Below are 15719 nucleotides of genomic sequence, written 5' to 3'. Positions count from 1 at the left end.
TAGACATATAAGAAAGACTTTTGCTTTCACCATCGTTTTAGAAACGCCAGCTCTTCTTTAATGGAAGATCACCGTCGCTGCTCGATACACCCTTTCTCGTTGTGTCTGTTTAAGCTGCTCCTCTGGTTGGAGATTCCAAAACACCGCGCACAAGCTCCCTACCATAATCGAAATGATCAGAAATACGTGTATGTGCAACATCAGTTTGACGACGTATAGGATGTTCCGTTTTGCATCCTAAAGTTGATGTTTTCATTTCGAGTATCGTAGTTCAGCGATGTGATGGATTGGTTAATGCTCTCAGCAGAATCGTTTGCTGCAGGGCTTAACTCATTACCATAACTGCTGACACCGATCCCTAATACCATGACGCATGCTAAAAATATAAAAAACATTTTGGACATCTCAATTTTCCCCTTTTCTCATTCGTGATTTAAGGTATGGCTTTATCGATCCACCCAACTGCTCGATCTCTCAGCCCGTCTTCTCTTACTACCGATGTGTTTATTTCAGACAGGCTAGAAACAATTATTCCTAAAGAGAAAACGATGCACATGATGATAGATAATAGCTTCGTCATGAGTTGCTCCTCCTCAGGTCAAATATTTATCCAGTATTTCTGTAAGCAGCTTATACCAAGGAAACATGGCTACCAATAACCCCATGTAAAAAGCCGGGTAGACAATGACCGTGTAGCCAATCCCTAAAGACTTTATTTTTTTTCGATGACGAAACATTCTTCGGTGATCGACAGCCCATTCCATTCGTTGCATAGTAGCACTTACTTGTCCTTCGCTCAGCGTTTCAATTGTACGCATGCTCGATACGAGGATAATTCCGTCGTCGACACCAATTTTGTATTTAAAGCTCTCAAGTGCTTCATTAGGGTCTCTGTTCCACTCAGATAAAGTAGGGATATACTCCCTTAGCTTTCTAGTCGGTCTTGCTGCCTTGACCATGGCATTGTAAATGGGCACCTGATTTTCTAAAAGGGTCACATAGCGATTGATAAATCTGGCGATATCTGTGCTCAGCATATCCTCCCTGTGATTTGCCCACATCTTCAAGCCCATGTACGGCAGCATGTAACTGCCTGCAGATGCCAGGCACATCGATAGCAGTGGAAATGATTCCATTCGACTCACGACGACCCACATAAGAATCAGGATGCAAACGGTACTTCCAGTCAACAATTGCAGAAACACCCACTCCGGTTTACCCCATCCAAAAGGCCTTCCTGCTCGCGATAGTAACTGCTCCCATTTATCGTCTTCGTCAGGCTTGAGTGCCTGCTCCCACTTTTCCCACCACACCCCAGAAACAAACAGTTTTGGCTTTTGCTTGTGAAACAAATACTTTCCGATCATAAACGCTGCACTAAAAACAAATAGAGCGCCTAATCCAAGGTAGGTATACATAATTAGCATTGGCATTAGCGATACCTCCTTCCCCAAATAAAAGCCAATAGGATCGAAAAAATCCACACAGTCACCGCAATCGCTAATATGGCTTGTCCATCTGGCGTGTAGAAATAGAGACGATAAGAATCTTGAAGCAGCCCTTGATTGTAGGGGATCAAGCAAATGCAAATTGCTATGACGATTAGGAGGCTGATCCAAATGGAGTATATTTCACTGTCACGCTCATGCTTTTCATCTTGTTGTACAAACATCTCATTTGTTAACCGATTTAGAGGTGATTGAATATCTTCTGTTTCTCCTTCCAAACCGCTGGATATATACGTTGCAAAATCAAATGCCCACGGATGGTCCAGTCTCTGCGCAAATTGTTCCACTGCCACAACCGAGTTTCCCCCATCCGAAAGGCTATTGTTCAGCAGAAGGAGGTCAGGCAATAATTCTTTGGGGCATTCCTCTATCATTTCGCGAAAGGTAAGGACGATGTTTTTGCGACTGTTATAATAACGGGCAAACAACTCTACGAAACGACAAAATGAGCTGATTTTTTTATTCATTTGTACCGTATAGCCTGCGTATAAAATCAGTGTTGGCAGCAAGAGCAATAGGAGAAAAAGCGATAAGGATACAATCATATTCCCTAGCAAAATACCCGATATGAATCCCGCTATCCCGCCAATCAGGGATAGTAATACGTACCCTTCTGGTGTACCCCCCACAATTTGACACCAACGATCAAAGCGTTCATACATCATGCGTCGGGTAGAATGGCTTAAAAATTTCTCTCTCCATACCTCAACTGTACGCGGGAAGAATACGCGGGGACTTCTCCATCCCTTATACAGGTGTAAGCCGAGAAACAGAAAACCAGAGAAGAGACATAGAAACACCGGGAAAAGAAATGTGTACATCATAGCTGCCTGCCTATATCGGTAAGACGTAGCTCTTTCAACACTTCAATGTCTGCTTTGCCGACGTAACACATGTATTCAACTAACTCTGAGCTCAATTGATTCCCTGTCCATTCATAGACTCCCGTCTGCATGTTGCGACCTACAAGGGGAATAGATTCCACTCGGTTAAATGATGAATTCCACTCCGTCGCATGAATAGCATCAATAAAACGGTGACCACTGTTACGGTATGTAAGCGAATTGACAAAATTGACTGCCCTGCTAATTCTCTCCTGGGTCAGCTCGACACTTCGCCCTCCGTATTGATAAACAAGATCGGTCAAATCATGTAACGCCCTATGAGCAAATCGTTCGTGCATCGCTCCGATTGTAGCGTCTGTCCCTCTGATTCCGGCATTTATAAAATGGTACGCTTCTATAGGCTCGCGAATTTCTCCAATCAAGATCGTATTTGCGGTTGACCGGTACATGTCTTTGAAACAATGCTCTAATTCAATGCCGATTTCCTCCACGTTTTGGAGTTCAATCACTTCCCCTGGCCAAATATCACCAAATCGCATCTCGTGTTCACTTTCAAAGATCGTGACATATTCTGTCCGAGGGTCTTTCAGCTTCAACATACACATCATCAACGTTGTTTTCCCTGCAGCCATTGGTCCAATAACCAGCACATTGCTGCGTCCGTACACTTGCTGTTCGATTAGCCATTGAATTCTTTCGTCGAAGGCTGGCTGCTGCTGTGTACGGAGTTGGTCGAGCGAAAAAGAAGGTGTTGTAAATCGTCTAACCAGAATGGTCGGTACTCTGGAATAAGGGAAAGTGAACATGGTTAATCTTGCTTTTAGCGAATGTAGGTACCCGCTCAATCTAGGTTTTTTCTCGTTAAAAGATAGGCCCGCTGTATTGGTCAACTTTTGTTGGAGGATTTCAACCTCTTTCCAGCTTGGTGTGTAAGAGAGAAATTTTTTGACTCCTTGCTCCAGGTACGCAATGTTGCGGTTTGCAGAAATTCGCACTTCCTCTACCCACGGAGACAAATGGAGGACGGCATCAAGTATGCCCCACCCGTAAGTAGAAAAGGTGAGCCCCTCGTAACCGTTAACATGCGGCAAAATCTGTTCGGTTACTGGTCGTTGGAGGACTTCCTCAAAATAATGCTGTAAGCGAAGAATAATATGGTTGTGACTATCGCGATCTCCCTGTTCTGCCAAAGCGAGAATGCGTTGCATCTCTAGCTTTTCTTCTCGAGTTTTGCCAAAATGATTTAAATAATCTCTTGCTACCTGTTTTATGTCCTCGATGGTTTGGATGTCCGATTTAACTGGTTGTTCTCGCTCTATCCCTCTCATCAGCAAAACACCGCACTTCTGTCCACATATTGTGCCTTAGCAATTTCCTTCAAACTGCTGATGTACGATTTGGGAGCGAAAAACTCTTCTATTAATACGCTGCAGCTTTGATGAGATTGCATGAGCCTGCTCTCCGAAATGCGTGGTACAACACCATAGACCGAAACATCCTCCCCGATTCGAAAGGGTTGCCCAGGATCTAAATGACTGAGCAGAACCTCGCATTTCACTCCTCTTTCTCTCCAGTTATGCAGCCACTCTCTAGCACTATCGATACTAAAGGGATCAGCTCTCACGAATAACAGATTGCGGTCAACAGTATGAAGCAACCGCTGTAGAGTCTCAGACTCAGGAAAGCAGTAACCCCAATCGATGTATACATAGTCAAATTGCATGCGAAACACACTAATTAGATTGCTTAATTCTGAGCTTTTCCATTTGCTAGCAGCATGTGCGTAATACAAATTAGGCAAGTGCGCGCTCTGTTTGCAGACATTGCTCCAGTTACGCTTGGCAGTTGTTTGAATATCGATAAAGTCAGGACGAAATAAAGATAATTGATGTTGTTGGAGTTTGAAGAATCGTGATAAATCGGGCTTAGCGTCATTCATATCAAGTACAACAATTCGCTTTTCAGGATGCTGCCTCCCTAGTATGACGGGATAATTAATACAAAAAGTAGTGATGCCAGAAGCACCGTAGCTCAGCAAAGCGTAGACGAGCCCCTTTTCTTTTGACGATCCAATATCTGCACACTCTTGCACGAAGCCTAGAATCAGACTGATTTGATGGCGTATTTCTTCTTGGGATAAATGGGCTGATAACAGGTATACGTCCTCTAGCCCGGACTCCTCAGCTACCTTCTCAATCATCTTCTCATCCCGGTAGAGAGGAACAATAATTAACGGTGAGTTGGACGGGAGTTGTGCTTTCAGTGCCGGCAGCCATTCCCAAACGGGAGTGTTGAACATTTCGGAAAATATCACGGAAGCTTCTGGCATATAAAGCTGCACAAGCCGTGAAAACTCCTCCGCCGACTCGGCTACCAGCACATCACTGTACATAGGCATATACGTTTTGGCGAGTGACTTCATCGGATAACAAACTAAAATTTTCATGACGCTTGCTCCTTCGAACCCATGATATGACCGACCTGAAGCATCCCATATGACATTGCCTCGCTCACTATCACATACTCCTCGTCTGTCAAATTAAAGCCGATAAAAGCAGGTAGTGCTGTTGGCTGAACTCGGTAGTCACGATATCGCTTTTCGCCATTCTGCAACGGCTTTTCTCGTGATCCATGAAAGATGGAATCCATCTGATCAGGCGATGGCAACAAGCTAGGCTTTAATGTATAGATCTCAATACCATTACTATCCCTCACGCTTGCAAGCTGACTTTCAAATAACAAATCTGCCGTATCATTCGTTTTTTGAAAATGCAGTGGTGCAGGATAGTCTTGCAGCTCCGAGGGACTCTTGTATTTGACCCAAATTTTCACATGATCACCTTTGCGTAATTCCGTTAAAGGATAAATGGATAGTAGGGGGAACTCGTAACGCGCCTCCCCTTTTTCCGGTAAAAGCTGCGAATCTGTCAGCTTTTCCAATAATAATTGCTCGCCTTCGTATATAGTCTGCGTGCTCCTTTTCCCCAGAACGGTATCCAAATCACGCGCTGAACCTGGAAGAATTTCATCTACCTCTTCCTGTACAAGTATCACGTCGTTTTGTGTAATCGGCTCGAAGGCTGATATTTCTTTCCCTGCAGCTACCTTTACGACTGGGGCAAACAGCTTTTCCGCAGCCATCGCGTCAATATATTGAGTCGCTGCATAAAAGGACGATCCTGCTAGCAGAAACGAAATTAAGCAAATGACAAGCAATGTTTGCTTCTTCATAACATCCTTCCTTTATAAGCATGAATCAATGACTGAAATTCACTCTCTTCCTCGGGGAAAAGCTCCAAAAGTAGATTGGCTTTGGCGCTTGCCATTGCTGTTTTCTCTCCATCCATCAACGGAATCATGTTAGTTACCCGTGCAGCTACAGGCTGCTGATCCCATAGGGAGAGCGTTCCTTCTACTTTTTTCATGATGCTTGTCCGAGACAATTGGCTATTCCACTTGTTTGCTATCATTTTTATTTTTCTTCTTTCTGTCCTCCACCAAGTAGGGACTGGCTCTACCAGGAACAAACGGGTAAGTCTAGCCAAATCGGCATCAAAAACTACCCATATTTCGTCGGCATGCTCAAAAATTTGTTTGGAGTGGATATCATTCCAGTAGGAAGAAACATCAATGACAACAATGGGACTATCCTTACAAATCCGTAGTAACCAGTTGGCTATATCTGTTTGAGAAGATTCATGCTGAATTTGTGCTGGGGATTCTATCTGGATGCGAAGATAGTTATTTTGCATGAGGAGCAATGATGTAGGAGAATCTCTTACTTGTTGTCGAGCTCTACGTTCAAAATCAAAAGCAAAATAATAATAGGATGTTACTTTTGGCAACTCGGAAAGGGTAACAGGAATGCCTTTTCCTGACCATGCATACGCTAGGTTACTTGCAAGAAAACTAGCTCCAGCCTGTGCGTACAAACTCATAACGACAATACATTTACGCTGATACGACTCCTGTTGCTCAACTATTTGTGGAGAAGCAAGCTTTTCTTTAAGTACTTTCCATTGCCGCTCTTCCTCAATAGACTGTGAAAACTCCTGCTGCTCCAAATCACGAAACCTGGAGACAAAGCGGCTCATTTGGTGAAACATGATTATCCCACCTGGGAATCATTTGATTTATTTTTACTGGCGATGTATTTCTCAAATTTTTCAACCATCTCTCGAACAGTGAGGGACTTGCGGTGATAATAGTATATTTTGCGCAGTCGCTCCCTTTCCTGAGCTGTCATTTCTGGTCTCACTTTCATGGCTAGCTCGATTAATAGAGCAAGCTCGACGTTGTTAGGTCTTCCTCTTCTAGGTGGATTAGCAAAGAGCTCCTGCTGTTTTTTATTAAATGCGTTTGGGTACTCTACCAGCCACATGTCTACCAGCGTTTCAATATCTTCATGTGTACGTACTCCGAGCTTCATCAAGTATTTAAAATATGTGGGGATGGGACGTTCACGTATCTGCCCATTTTGCCATCGGGCGAGAAATCCATTTGGCATAGTTAGGAGTTTGGTTACGTCTCGGATGAGTGCTATCCGATTTGGCGATTGGTATTGAACGACTGCTTCCTTTACTAGCGTAAACAAAATGTCATGATAATTGACGCCTTTATACCCGCTTCCATACTCTGTGATGTACCATTCCTCAACTGCCCGATCAAAATCTCTCCGGCAATTAGATAACTGAAGCTGATTCAAATGCTCATAAAACTCTTCCAGATCATACTGAACCATAAACTCTTCCTGGTAATCTCCAAAAACAAAAGCAATAAAGGATTCCTTAAACTCTTCCAATGACAACAATGTCAGCTTGTTTGTCTCCTCATAGCAGCGGTTGACTAATTCGATTGCACTCTTTGCCAACACCTCAAAATACCCCCATTTCCTTTTTATAGAACGATTGATATTCTCCAACAGCATTCTCGACTCGTCGAATCTTATTTAGCCTGATAAACCAGGCAGTTCGCTTTATGGGTCGCCTCACACGCAACCGTGCAAGGCGATTAAGAGAACCTACTCAGTTACAAAGTAAAGTTCTTCTCCGGTCGCGAAAAGAAGAGCAATCCTTCCCGCGCGCTCCATGACGGTTGGAGCATTCTCCATTACAATTAGCCCGTCATTGAGTACTACTCTGTCTCCAAATCGAAGTACGGATTCGATCTGGAACGCTCCCTGCGGAACTCTTTCCACTGAAAGATGTCTGCCGGGTTTGTGCTTCTGGTAGCGTACTTGTCGCCCTAGAAGCTGCTCCACGGATGCAGAGCATTTCTGGTGAGCCTCTACTGTTGCCATACGCAACGCCTCCTTCTCTCACCTGTAGAGTACGGCCGTTTCATCTGCTTATAAGCCTATGAAACTATCTCTACCGTAAAAAAAGACAGCAGGGTTGTGCAAATATTTTTATAACTCGTCCCAATACGAGGGATCACTAAGCTCGGGATACATTTCAGTGACCATATCAAATGGTGAAAAGTAGAGCGTATCGACGAGAATCTTGAGTTTATATGTTTTCAGGAGCGTATAGGCTCTCTCTGTTTTGCTGAAAATACTTGGCAGTTGACGCAAATCTGCCAGCTTTAGCAGATGCTTGCACATATAGTCGACGCATATTTTTGCCCGTTCCTCCCCCTTTATGCTCTGAAAATAAGCTGGGGGAAAATGACGTCTTATGCCTGAAAGCACTTCTTGGTAAACCCATAACACTCGTTGTTCTTCTGAAAGCCGAGGTAAATACGGATAAGCGAATTCGACGAAGTAATACACATCCTCCGCCTTTGCCTCGATAGGCGGCTCAATAAATTCTCTCACCAAATGCAGCTTCAGTTCTTTGACATCCTGCAAGCTCAATTCACGTCTCGCCTGCTCAGGAGTCCATCTTTTTACATTTTCAATCGCATATCTAACAACTAATTGGACTTTTTGCTTTCGGTACTGCACATCTTCGAACTCATACGGGGAAAAACGCTTTTGCTCTCCGCTAAGAATTCGTTTGTACCGATCGACTATTTTTGAGGGCACTGTCATATCACTCCTATCCCCATTTTTGGAATATACTACTAAATTACCACGCGGGATTAGGACAAAAATAACAGTACCTTTGTTCAAAATTGTGACTTTATTCATAGACCCCAGACTGGGAGACTCTGTTCATTTTTACAAAAAGCTCATCCCAAAATACAGGTATGTCCTTTTCAAGCTTTACTTCTAAATGATAGATTCCTTGCAAGTACAAATAAGGCCGTTCACCTTTTTGGTGAATAACAGAGACCTCATCACTTGTTCCCTCCAGATTCCCCCTGTTTAATCTCCAAAGAATCCCCGCTTCTTCACGTGCCCCGCGAATGATATCCGCATCACGCCGTTCCGCTTCTTCTGTTGTCGCAAACAATCTGATTTGCTTATCACCGTTTGTATCCACGTACTCCCATTTTCCAGCCGCACGTGCTCCCTTAGTAATCAAATCCGCTGTATGTTGCATCTTCATTTTTAGATAATCTGTCTGTTCCAAAAATAACAGGATAGAGAGCAGACTGCCCAAGCAGAAGAGAAAGAAGAGCACAGTAATCATAGTTGCCCCGCGCTCTTCCTTCACTCGATTCAAAAAATGATGCAACGAATCATTCATTGCTTCTCCTCCGCATTTTCAACCATCATGTGATAGCTTTCAGTTATCTCGAATAATTCTCCCGTGGAGAGAAGCCGAAATGAAACGGTTGCTTCAGCTTTTACATGACTGCCTTTTCTCCAGCCGTTCCCATCAAGCTCCAGCTGGACATCTTTGTGAAGGACTCCAATACCTTGTGCTAGTTCCGATGTGCCTCGCTCTTTCGCATGGAATTTGGCCAAACCGAAATTGGGCTGCACTGCAGCAATTCTCCCTGCCTCATACGCAGCCGCCAATGCCTTTTGCTTGTTGTACATCATGCTGAATTGGTCAAAGGAGAATACGATCAAGATCCAAACTAAAGGAAACACCAAAATAAACTCAATCATCTGGCTGCCTCGCTCATCTTTCATCCTCGCACGTATCACTCGTCCCAAGCGTGTAATCATCCGATTGCTCCGATGACATCTCGTACGGATTGGAACACAAAAGCACCCAGCAAATATACGGCGTAGGGGAATGAAAAGGCTGTTTTTGCCCTGTCTGGAAGCCAAACTTGTCGATGTGCTGTCCATCCGGCTGCTATGATTTGAAGATTGTTGCAAAGGCGAGCCCAATTTTGCGGATAGAACACCATCACAACAAGGCATAAGATGATAGAATGCAAAAACAAAGAATACACCACACTCCAACTTGTCCAAGCTCCAACAGCCATCAGCAGCTTTTGATCACCCATCCCCATCCCTTTTAAGATTACGGGACCAACTGTCAACAAAAAGGCTCCAGCCACACCTAGTAATGCTCCTCCCAAAAATTCACCTTCCCACTGATGCCATAAGCCGACAGCAATCGCTGGAAAAACAAGAGTATTCGGTATTTTCCTTTGTCTCCAATCCATCCATGCGGCCGCTCCTAATACGCCTAGCAAGATTACGTTAGTCATTTGCTTATTTTTTCTTGCAGTTCCTTCAGCTTCTCGTCTTCGGCAGTGCCTAGTTGTGTCAGTGTCGGAATAAGCACAATCAAGATGACGGCAATGATAATGACCATTTCTACGATCGTGACACCGTCCTCCTCATACCAAAAACGGTTGAAATAATCTGCGATGGCTCCCATTCCATTCACTCCTCATTGAGATTTTGGTTCTATTTTCACTCTGCCAAAAGACAGTGCCTCTCGCAAAAATATTTACATGCGCTAATTTTGCTACAAGCTTTCTCCGATGCCGATGAATGCAGGGCCCATCACCAAAAACAGCAACGGCAGTCCCATTAATAAAATGACAAAAGGCAATAACCTAATATTTAACCGATTCATATGGGTAGCAGCCTCGTCTTCTTGTTGTCTCACTTGCTCCTCTACTTGGACAGACAACATTTGCGATATGCTAACCCCTTTTTTCATCGCCTCGTTCATCTCCAGCGCAATGGACGTCAACGAATCTACCTCCCACCGAAAGGCCAACTCTTCAAGCGCCTTTCGCCAGTTTCCATGCCTTTTTTCTCCCATTTCCAGGCTCGCGAGTTCTCTGCCAAGTCTGGCATCAAAACGCCTCGCTGTCTGCTTTACAGCCTGTTGCAATGGCATGCCAGCATCCACCAATGACTGCACGATGCTAAAAAAGATAGGGACCTGCTCTCGAATTTCAGCTTTTGCTCGCTTGTCTGCCCGATCTAGCAGCATGTTCGGTAGCAAGTACAAAAATAAACTAATTGTTAAGGGAAGCCCATTCATCGTTCCGATTTTTTCCCCATTAACCATGCTTATTGACAATGAAGCTAGAGATGAAACGATGAAACACATGCTGATGAGCCGGAACAAGACAATCTCGGTCAAGCTTATATCGATCCCCAGACGAACCAATGTTTCCTCTATTTTTTTCTTATCGACACCCGTCCATTTGTAAAAGTGCTGTAGCAGTACATGGTTTTTCTCCAAGCTTTGAACCAGTGTCCACCTTTTTCGTCGTTGTTGAAACGATTTCTCAAGCTTGGCTTGTTTCACGGAGTCAATCCTGCCCAAAAGGGTGGCCGAGATTTGTTCTCCCTTACTCACACAAGACGGCAAGCCGTACAGAAAAATAGCAACACTCACCAATAGACTAAGAACGAGAACGAACATTGCACCCTCTCCTATGCTCTCCTGCTTATGCTTTTATGCGCAACATAACGAATTGCTTCTCCCCCAATCAAAATAGAGGCCAGGCTTCCCAAAATAAGAAACCGTCCCCCGATTGTGGCCGTTAATGGGTCGAAATGATTGGGATTATTTACATACAACGCAATGACAAAAACAAACGGCATGACACTTAGTAAATTCACCTGTGCCACGATCTGTGCCATAGCTGCTTTTTGTCTACGGAGCGACTGTCTGCGCCGCAATATTGAAGAGGCAGCCAAATCGAGCGTTTTGGCCATATCTCCGCCCATCTCACGTTGAATGTGGACAATAGTCGCTAAATATTTGACATCCGCTGATCCTGTGCGTTCAAAGAATCGATTCATTACGTGCTCCAACGGGACTTGTGCCCGCAATAGCTCTACAATGCGCCTGTATTCCTCTAAAACGATTTCCGATAAGAATGGACTAGTTGCTACCTGTTCAAACGCATGCAAATACGATGGAGAGGTACGTAAAGAACTGGCCATAAGACGAATTGCTTTTACATTGCCTGCTTCGAACTCGTCCTTTCGACGAGCCCCCCATACACTCACTAACCGTTCGGTAAACATAATCCCTGCCAACAAAGCAGGCAATGACATCCACCAAGACTGCAAGATCTGACTACTCACACCAAAGGACGCGATTCCCAATAAAAAAGAGAGGGTCACATACTGGTTTACCCCCCACCCAGAGCGCGATTTTGCCAACCTCTCCTCAAACTGCTTCCAAATAGTTTTCCTGTCCTGTTGCAACACTTCTACGATTTCGTGCTTCCCCGTCGGTTCTCGCATATACAATTTGTTGGGCAAGATCAATAACAGGATGGCCATCCCCATCCCGATTGCAACAGGTAAGCTAATGTCCATACTTTCTCCTCCTATAGCGGTATTGGTGTGGTGAAAAAGACTTGCTCAATCTCCTCTCGGGACAAACCTTTCTCTAGCCATCGTTTAATCAGTCGCTCTGGCCGGTAGCCTGTCCATTTGAAGTGACCCTTTACTCTCCCATTCTCCACGCCTGTTGCTTCGTACACGTATATATCCTGCAAATACACCCGATCAGGGAGAACCTGTTTAATGTTGCAAGCTCGTTTTATCCATTCTTCATGTGATTGACCCGTCCCCACTACCTCCGTTATCGCTACCACCTTGCGACTGCCATCTTCTTCAAAACGTTTTACTTGAACAATCAGGTCCAGTGCCGAACCGATCATTAAATTGCGCTCTTCCGCACTATACCCTTCATCTGCTTTTCCAAATAAAATGGGCAATGTTGAATCTATCAAAGCACGCGGTGAGTTTGCATGTGCTGTGCTCCAGCTGCCAGGATGGTCCGTATTCATCGCCCAAAGCATATCTACGATTTCTCCCCCTCGTGTCTCACCGACCATAATGACATCCGGCCTTTTGCGCAAGGACAAGCGAACACAATCCTTGATCGAAAACCCACCCTTCCCCTCGTAATTTGCAGGTTTCGCTAAAAATCTGCGTACAAAAGGATGCTGAAGCTTCATCTCCAAAACATCCTCGATCGTAATAATACTCAAATGATCAGGTACATATTGGGAGATGAGATTGAGCATGTGTGTCTTGCCTGAGCCTGTTCCTCCACTGACAATGCCAGATGCACGAGATAAACCGACGGCTCTGTTTAAAAAGAGAAGCATCGGCTCGCAAATGGAACCGTACCGCAAATAATCGGACTCACTGAGTAGCTCGCGGTGTTTTCTGATCGTGAGCATATGTCCATCGGGAGAAATCGAGCGATGCGTAGCAGCAACCCGGGAACCGTCCGGAAGCTGTGTATGCAACTCTGCTTTTGTTTCATTAAACTCACGTCCCATGGTCGCTGCAATTTGTTCCAATAGGCGCAGCAGCTCTTCCTCATCACGAAAAACAGCAATGTCCGGAGATTCAAGACGACCCGTACTTTTTCTTTCAATGACGAGATAGTTATAGCGATGAAAAAGAATCTCCGTGATGTCGTTATCCTCTAATAAGGCGTCTAATGGGCCCCAACCCGTCAAAGAATGCAGCAGTCGTTTTACTTCTGCATCCATTTGTATGGTCGTCAGGGTGGTTTGCGACTCCAGCAGCATTCGAATATCTGTCGTCAGCTCATCTAAAAAGAGTGAAGAATGCTTTTCCTCCCATAATCGCTTTCCGTATTTCTCAACAATCTGGGTACGAATCGACGTTTCTCGATCTGCCCCGACCCATTTTTCATTCGTCCGCGCGTGATCGGGGGCTTGCATTTTTTCGTGAAGCGTCGAAGGAACTCCCGCCATTCCCCTGCCCGCTGATCGTAATTCTTGCGCAGGGCGAACTTGATTAGTAATGCCTAGTAACTGTTTTTTATCGAACATGACACCCTCCCTTATCCCCACAACCACTTGAAGAGAGATGTTTTCTCTTTTGGTTTCTCTTTTTCAGCAGCCTTCATTTGCTCTCCATCTACGGGGAACAGTGCTTTTCCTAATGTCTCAATGGCTTCCTTGGCCGGAATTCTCCCTGACTGGAGCATGACTGGCGTTCCGGTATTAATCGATTTTTTCACTTCCACATCGTCAGGTATTGAGAAGATTTTTTTGCTAGGGTGAAGCTGGAAATAGGCACGAATTTCATCTAAGGTAAACATTTCTTTCCTCTGCAAACGATTCATGCAAATTTGAATGCGCTCTTCAGGGTACTCTGCTTCTCTCAACAGTTTTAGCAATCGTTGAATATTTTCAATGGAGTCTACTACCGGATTTCCCACCATCACAACATGTTCTGCAAAAAACAGAGCTTGAATCGTTGCATCTGTTGTATCCGGAGCCGTATCGATAAGAACGACGTCGTAGTTGCTTTGTTTTAACGTTTCGAGAATCAAATATAAATGATAGTCACGGATTTCAAAGCTTTGCCGAATATCACGGGGGGAGGTAATTACATGCAATCCCGTATCGGAATGAACAACCACATATTTCTCGATTTGTTGAGGAGATAACGGCAAGGCTTGTGCATATTCCTGCCATTCCTCACTACTAATGGAATACGGGTCTTTTCCTTGACCCTGAATATACGAATGCAACTGAGCATCAAGATCCTTTACCCACGTAAAAAGATTCGGGGTACGGGGGAGATTCAAAGTAGTCGCAAATGTACCGAGATCAAGATTGAAGTCAACAGCGATTACCCGCAATGGGACCCCCTCGTTTTTTTGCATAGAAAAGAAAATCGCTAGCTCACGAGAAATAAATGTTTTTCCTACGCCACCTTTGGGACCGTAAACAGTTATAAGCTGTTTGGGACGAGTCATTTCAGGAACTAAACTACCTGTAATTGGCTCGGAGAATGAAGGAGGCTGGCTCGGATAGCTCTTGGTCTGTTCCTGGATTACATACTGGTGTTGTTGTGGCGCAGATTCTGCTACCATTCCTGAAGGTTGTATCATCATAGCTAACGCTTCGATCTGCCCTGGTTCAATTGGCTTGGCAATAACCCATAAGCCTAAGTTCCGGAGAAAAGGCTCCCACATCAATTCATTGCTTGAGCAAGCAGCAATAAACGAAAGATGAGGAAAGGCTAGCCGAAATTGCTGACACAACACACCTCTTTCCGTTCCCTTTATACCACCCAGCAACACCAAATGGGGTTGGTTTGCCTGTAATTTTGCCCATGCCTCTTCCACTCCGAGTGCTTCCCCGCACACTTCGATCCATCTGCTGTTTACAAGTTGCGCCGTTAACAAACGAACTGATTCTTGATCATCATCTACTATGAGCAAACGCCTTTTCACTCATGCTCCTCCTTTTTAATACCCCAGCGTGTTTTCGTCTTCATTAGCTCCGAAGCGAATCTTGCGTCTCCTATTCCTGGATTCCCCCCATCCTTCACTGCAGCCAAGCCCAATCTGATTTTTCCATAATGAAGTGCGTGTGTTAGCAGAACAGCCTCATCACGTGTCAGGGAGAGAGTCACTGCTACCAGATTGGGACGATCTCCTTCCATTTCGCGTTGAATGCCAATGATGGGCATGTTTTGCAACAGAAGTCCAGAATGTGCTCCTGACTCATCTTCAAAGGAAGCATAGACATGCACTCTTTCTCCGCTTGATACATGCGGTGAAACTCCTGCAACATTGTCCACGGGAATGCTCATACCTGTCATTTTTTCTGTGATCACTCCGCTGTCTTGCGGATTACTGGTTTGCTCCAAATCACTTTGCAATAATGGTCGACCTCCTTTCACTTGACGGGTGAATGCTAAACCGACAAGGCTCTGTCCTTCTTCCCATGGAATCAAGCCTGGAATTGGGGCAATGGGTTGTTGAAAGATCCCTCCCAGTCTCAGTGTTAATGGCTCCATATCTCTTGCTTCAAGTAATTGACCACTTTCTTTCTCCACTGTTGAACGCAATTGTATATAGGTCACTTGATGCGGCTTCAAAATGATGTAGGTCGCTACACCTATACATGTAGCGAAAAGCAATATAGCCAACAGTCGTAACGGATGTATTGACATTCTCCCCCTCCTTCCATTGTTTGTAGCGTAAGGGAGAATAGAGGGACAAAAAAAGAAAACAAAAAACCGTGCAGATCGAATGCACGG

The 15719-nt window shown here is 44.6% G+C and carries 19 protein-coding genes; all 19 read right to left on the bottom strand.

Annotated elements, in window-relative coordinates:
• Positions 1-433: 433 nt before the first annotated feature.
• The 19 genes from HP567_RS03590 to cpaB all read right to left on the bottom strand — a co-directional run bounded on the left by HP567_RS03590 (position 434) and on the right by cpaB (position 15632).
• Positions 434-580: a hypothetical protein gene (locus HP567_RS03590; protein WP_007725181.1), complete on the bottom strand. Its 147-nt coding sequence runs from the start codon at positions 578-580 to the stop codon at positions 434-436.
• Between the two features lie 13 nt (positions 581-593).
• A complete protein-coding gene (locus tag HP567_RS03585) occupies positions 594-1433 on the bottom strand; it encodes a hypothetical protein (protein ID WP_173612450.1) in 840 nt (279 codons plus the stop codon).
• Positions 1433-2137, bottom strand: a complete 705-nt coding sequence (locus tag HP567_RS03580; RefSeq protein WP_229087882.1) for a hypothetical protein — start codon at positions 2135-2137, stop codon at positions 1433-1435. The genes HP567_RS03585 and HP567_RS03580 overlap by 1 nt, the downstream gene beginning before the upstream one ends.
• A 191-nt stretch (positions 2138-2328) precedes the next feature.
• The gene (locus HP567_RS03575) at positions 2329-3681 is read right to left on the bottom strand and encodes an ATPase, T2SS/T4P/T4SS family (protein ID WP_173612448.1); all 1353 of its coding nucleotides are present in this window, start codon (positions 3679-3681) and stop codon (positions 2329-2331) included.
• Positions 3681-4799, bottom strand: a complete 1119-nt coding sequence (locus HP567_RS03570; RefSeq protein ID WP_173612447.1) for a hypothetical protein — start codon at positions 4797-4799, stop codon at positions 3681-3683. The genes HP567_RS03575 and HP567_RS03570 overlap by 1 nt, the downstream gene beginning before the upstream one ends.
• Positions 4796-5584 carry an SAF domain-containing protein gene (locus HP567_RS03565; protein WP_173612446.1) on the bottom strand — a complete coding sequence of 263 codons (789 nt, stop codon included), beginning with the start codon at positions 5582-5584 and terminating at the stop codon, positions 4796-4798. Before HP567_RS03565 ends, HP567_RS03570 begins: the two co-directional genes overlap by 4 nt.
• Entirely contained in the window at positions 5581-6459 is an 879-nt protein-coding gene (locus tag HP567_RS03560) for a hypothetical protein (protein WP_173612445.1), read from the bottom strand. The genes HP567_RS03565 and HP567_RS03560 overlap by 4 nt, the downstream gene beginning before the upstream one ends.
• Before the next feature lie 2 nt (positions 6460-6461).
• Positions 6462-7226, bottom strand: a complete 765-nt coding sequence (locus tag HP567_RS03555) for a hypothetical protein (protein WP_047074825.1) — start codon at positions 7224-7226, stop codon at positions 6462-6464.
• Between the two features lie 147 nt (positions 7227-7373).
• Positions 7374-7652, bottom strand: a complete 279-nt coding sequence (locus HP567_RS03550) for a hypothetical protein (RefSeq protein ID WP_173612444.1) — start codon at positions 7650-7652, stop codon at positions 7374-7376.
• Between the two features lie 108 nt (positions 7653-7760).
• Entirely contained in the window at positions 7761-8378 is a 618-nt protein-coding gene (locus HP567_RS03545) for a hypothetical protein (protein WP_173612443.1), read from the bottom strand.
• A gap of 97 nt (positions 8379-8475) precedes the next feature.
• The gene (locus HP567_RS03540; RefSeq protein WP_173612442.1) at positions 8476-8985 is read right to left on the bottom strand and encodes a hypothetical protein; all 510 of its coding nucleotides are present in this window, start codon (positions 8983-8985) and stop codon (positions 8476-8478) included.
• The gene (locus HP567_RS03535; protein WP_173612441.1) at positions 8982-9413 is read right to left on the bottom strand and encodes a TadE/TadG family type IV pilus assembly protein; all 432 of its coding nucleotides are present in this window, start codon (positions 9411-9413) and stop codon (positions 8982-8984) included. The genes HP567_RS03540 and HP567_RS03535 overlap by 4 nt, the downstream gene beginning before the upstream one ends.
• Positions 9410-9907, bottom strand: a complete 498-nt coding sequence (locus tag HP567_RS03530; protein ID WP_173612440.1) for an A24 family peptidase — start codon at positions 9905-9907, stop codon at positions 9410-9412. Before HP567_RS03530 ends, HP567_RS03535 begins: the two co-directional genes overlap by 4 nt.
• Positions 9904-10080 carry a pilus assembly protein gene (locus HP567_RS03525; protein WP_173612439.1) on the bottom strand — a complete coding sequence of 59 codons (177 nt, stop codon included), beginning with the start codon at positions 10078-10080 and terminating at the stop codon, positions 9904-9906. Before HP567_RS03525 ends, HP567_RS03530 begins: the two co-directional genes overlap by 4 nt.
• 90 nt (positions 10081-10170) lie before the next feature.
• Positions 10171-11085, bottom strand: a complete 915-nt coding sequence (locus HP567_RS03520; RefSeq protein ID WP_173612438.1) for a type II secretion system F family protein — start codon at positions 11083-11085, stop codon at positions 10171-10173.
• An 11-nt stretch (positions 11086-11096) separates the two neighbouring features.
• Complete coding sequence (locus HP567_RS03515; RefSeq protein WP_173612437.1) at positions 11097-11993, bottom strand: type II secretion system F family protein; 897 nt, start codon at positions 11991-11993, stop codon at positions 11097-11099.
• An 11-nt stretch (positions 11994-12004) separates the two neighbouring features.
• On the bottom strand, positions 12005-13492 hold the full coding sequence (locus HP567_RS03510) for a CpaF family protein (RefSeq protein WP_173612436.1): 1488 nt from the start codon (positions 13490-13492) through the stop codon (positions 12005-12007).
• Between the two features lie 11 nt (positions 13493-13503).
• Complete coding sequence (locus tag HP567_RS03505) at positions 13504-14907, bottom strand: AAA family ATPase (protein ID WP_173612435.1); 1404 nt, start codon at positions 14905-14907, stop codon at positions 13504-13506.
• Positions 14904-15632, bottom strand: coding sequence for a Flp pilus assembly protein CpaB (cpaB, locus tag HP567_RS03500; RefSeq protein WP_173612434.1), 729 nt, complete (start codon positions 15630-15632; stop codon positions 14904-14906). The genes HP567_RS03505 and cpaB overlap by 4 nt, the downstream gene beginning before the upstream one ends.
• Between the last annotated feature and the right edge of the window lie 87 nt (positions 15633-15719).

This window comes from Brevibacillus sp. M2.1A, assembly GCF_013284355.2.
Lineage (GTDB): Bacteria > Bacillota > Bacilli > Brevibacillales > Brevibacillaceae > Brevibacillus.
This window is presented reverse-complemented; position numbering and strand designations above follow the sequence as displayed.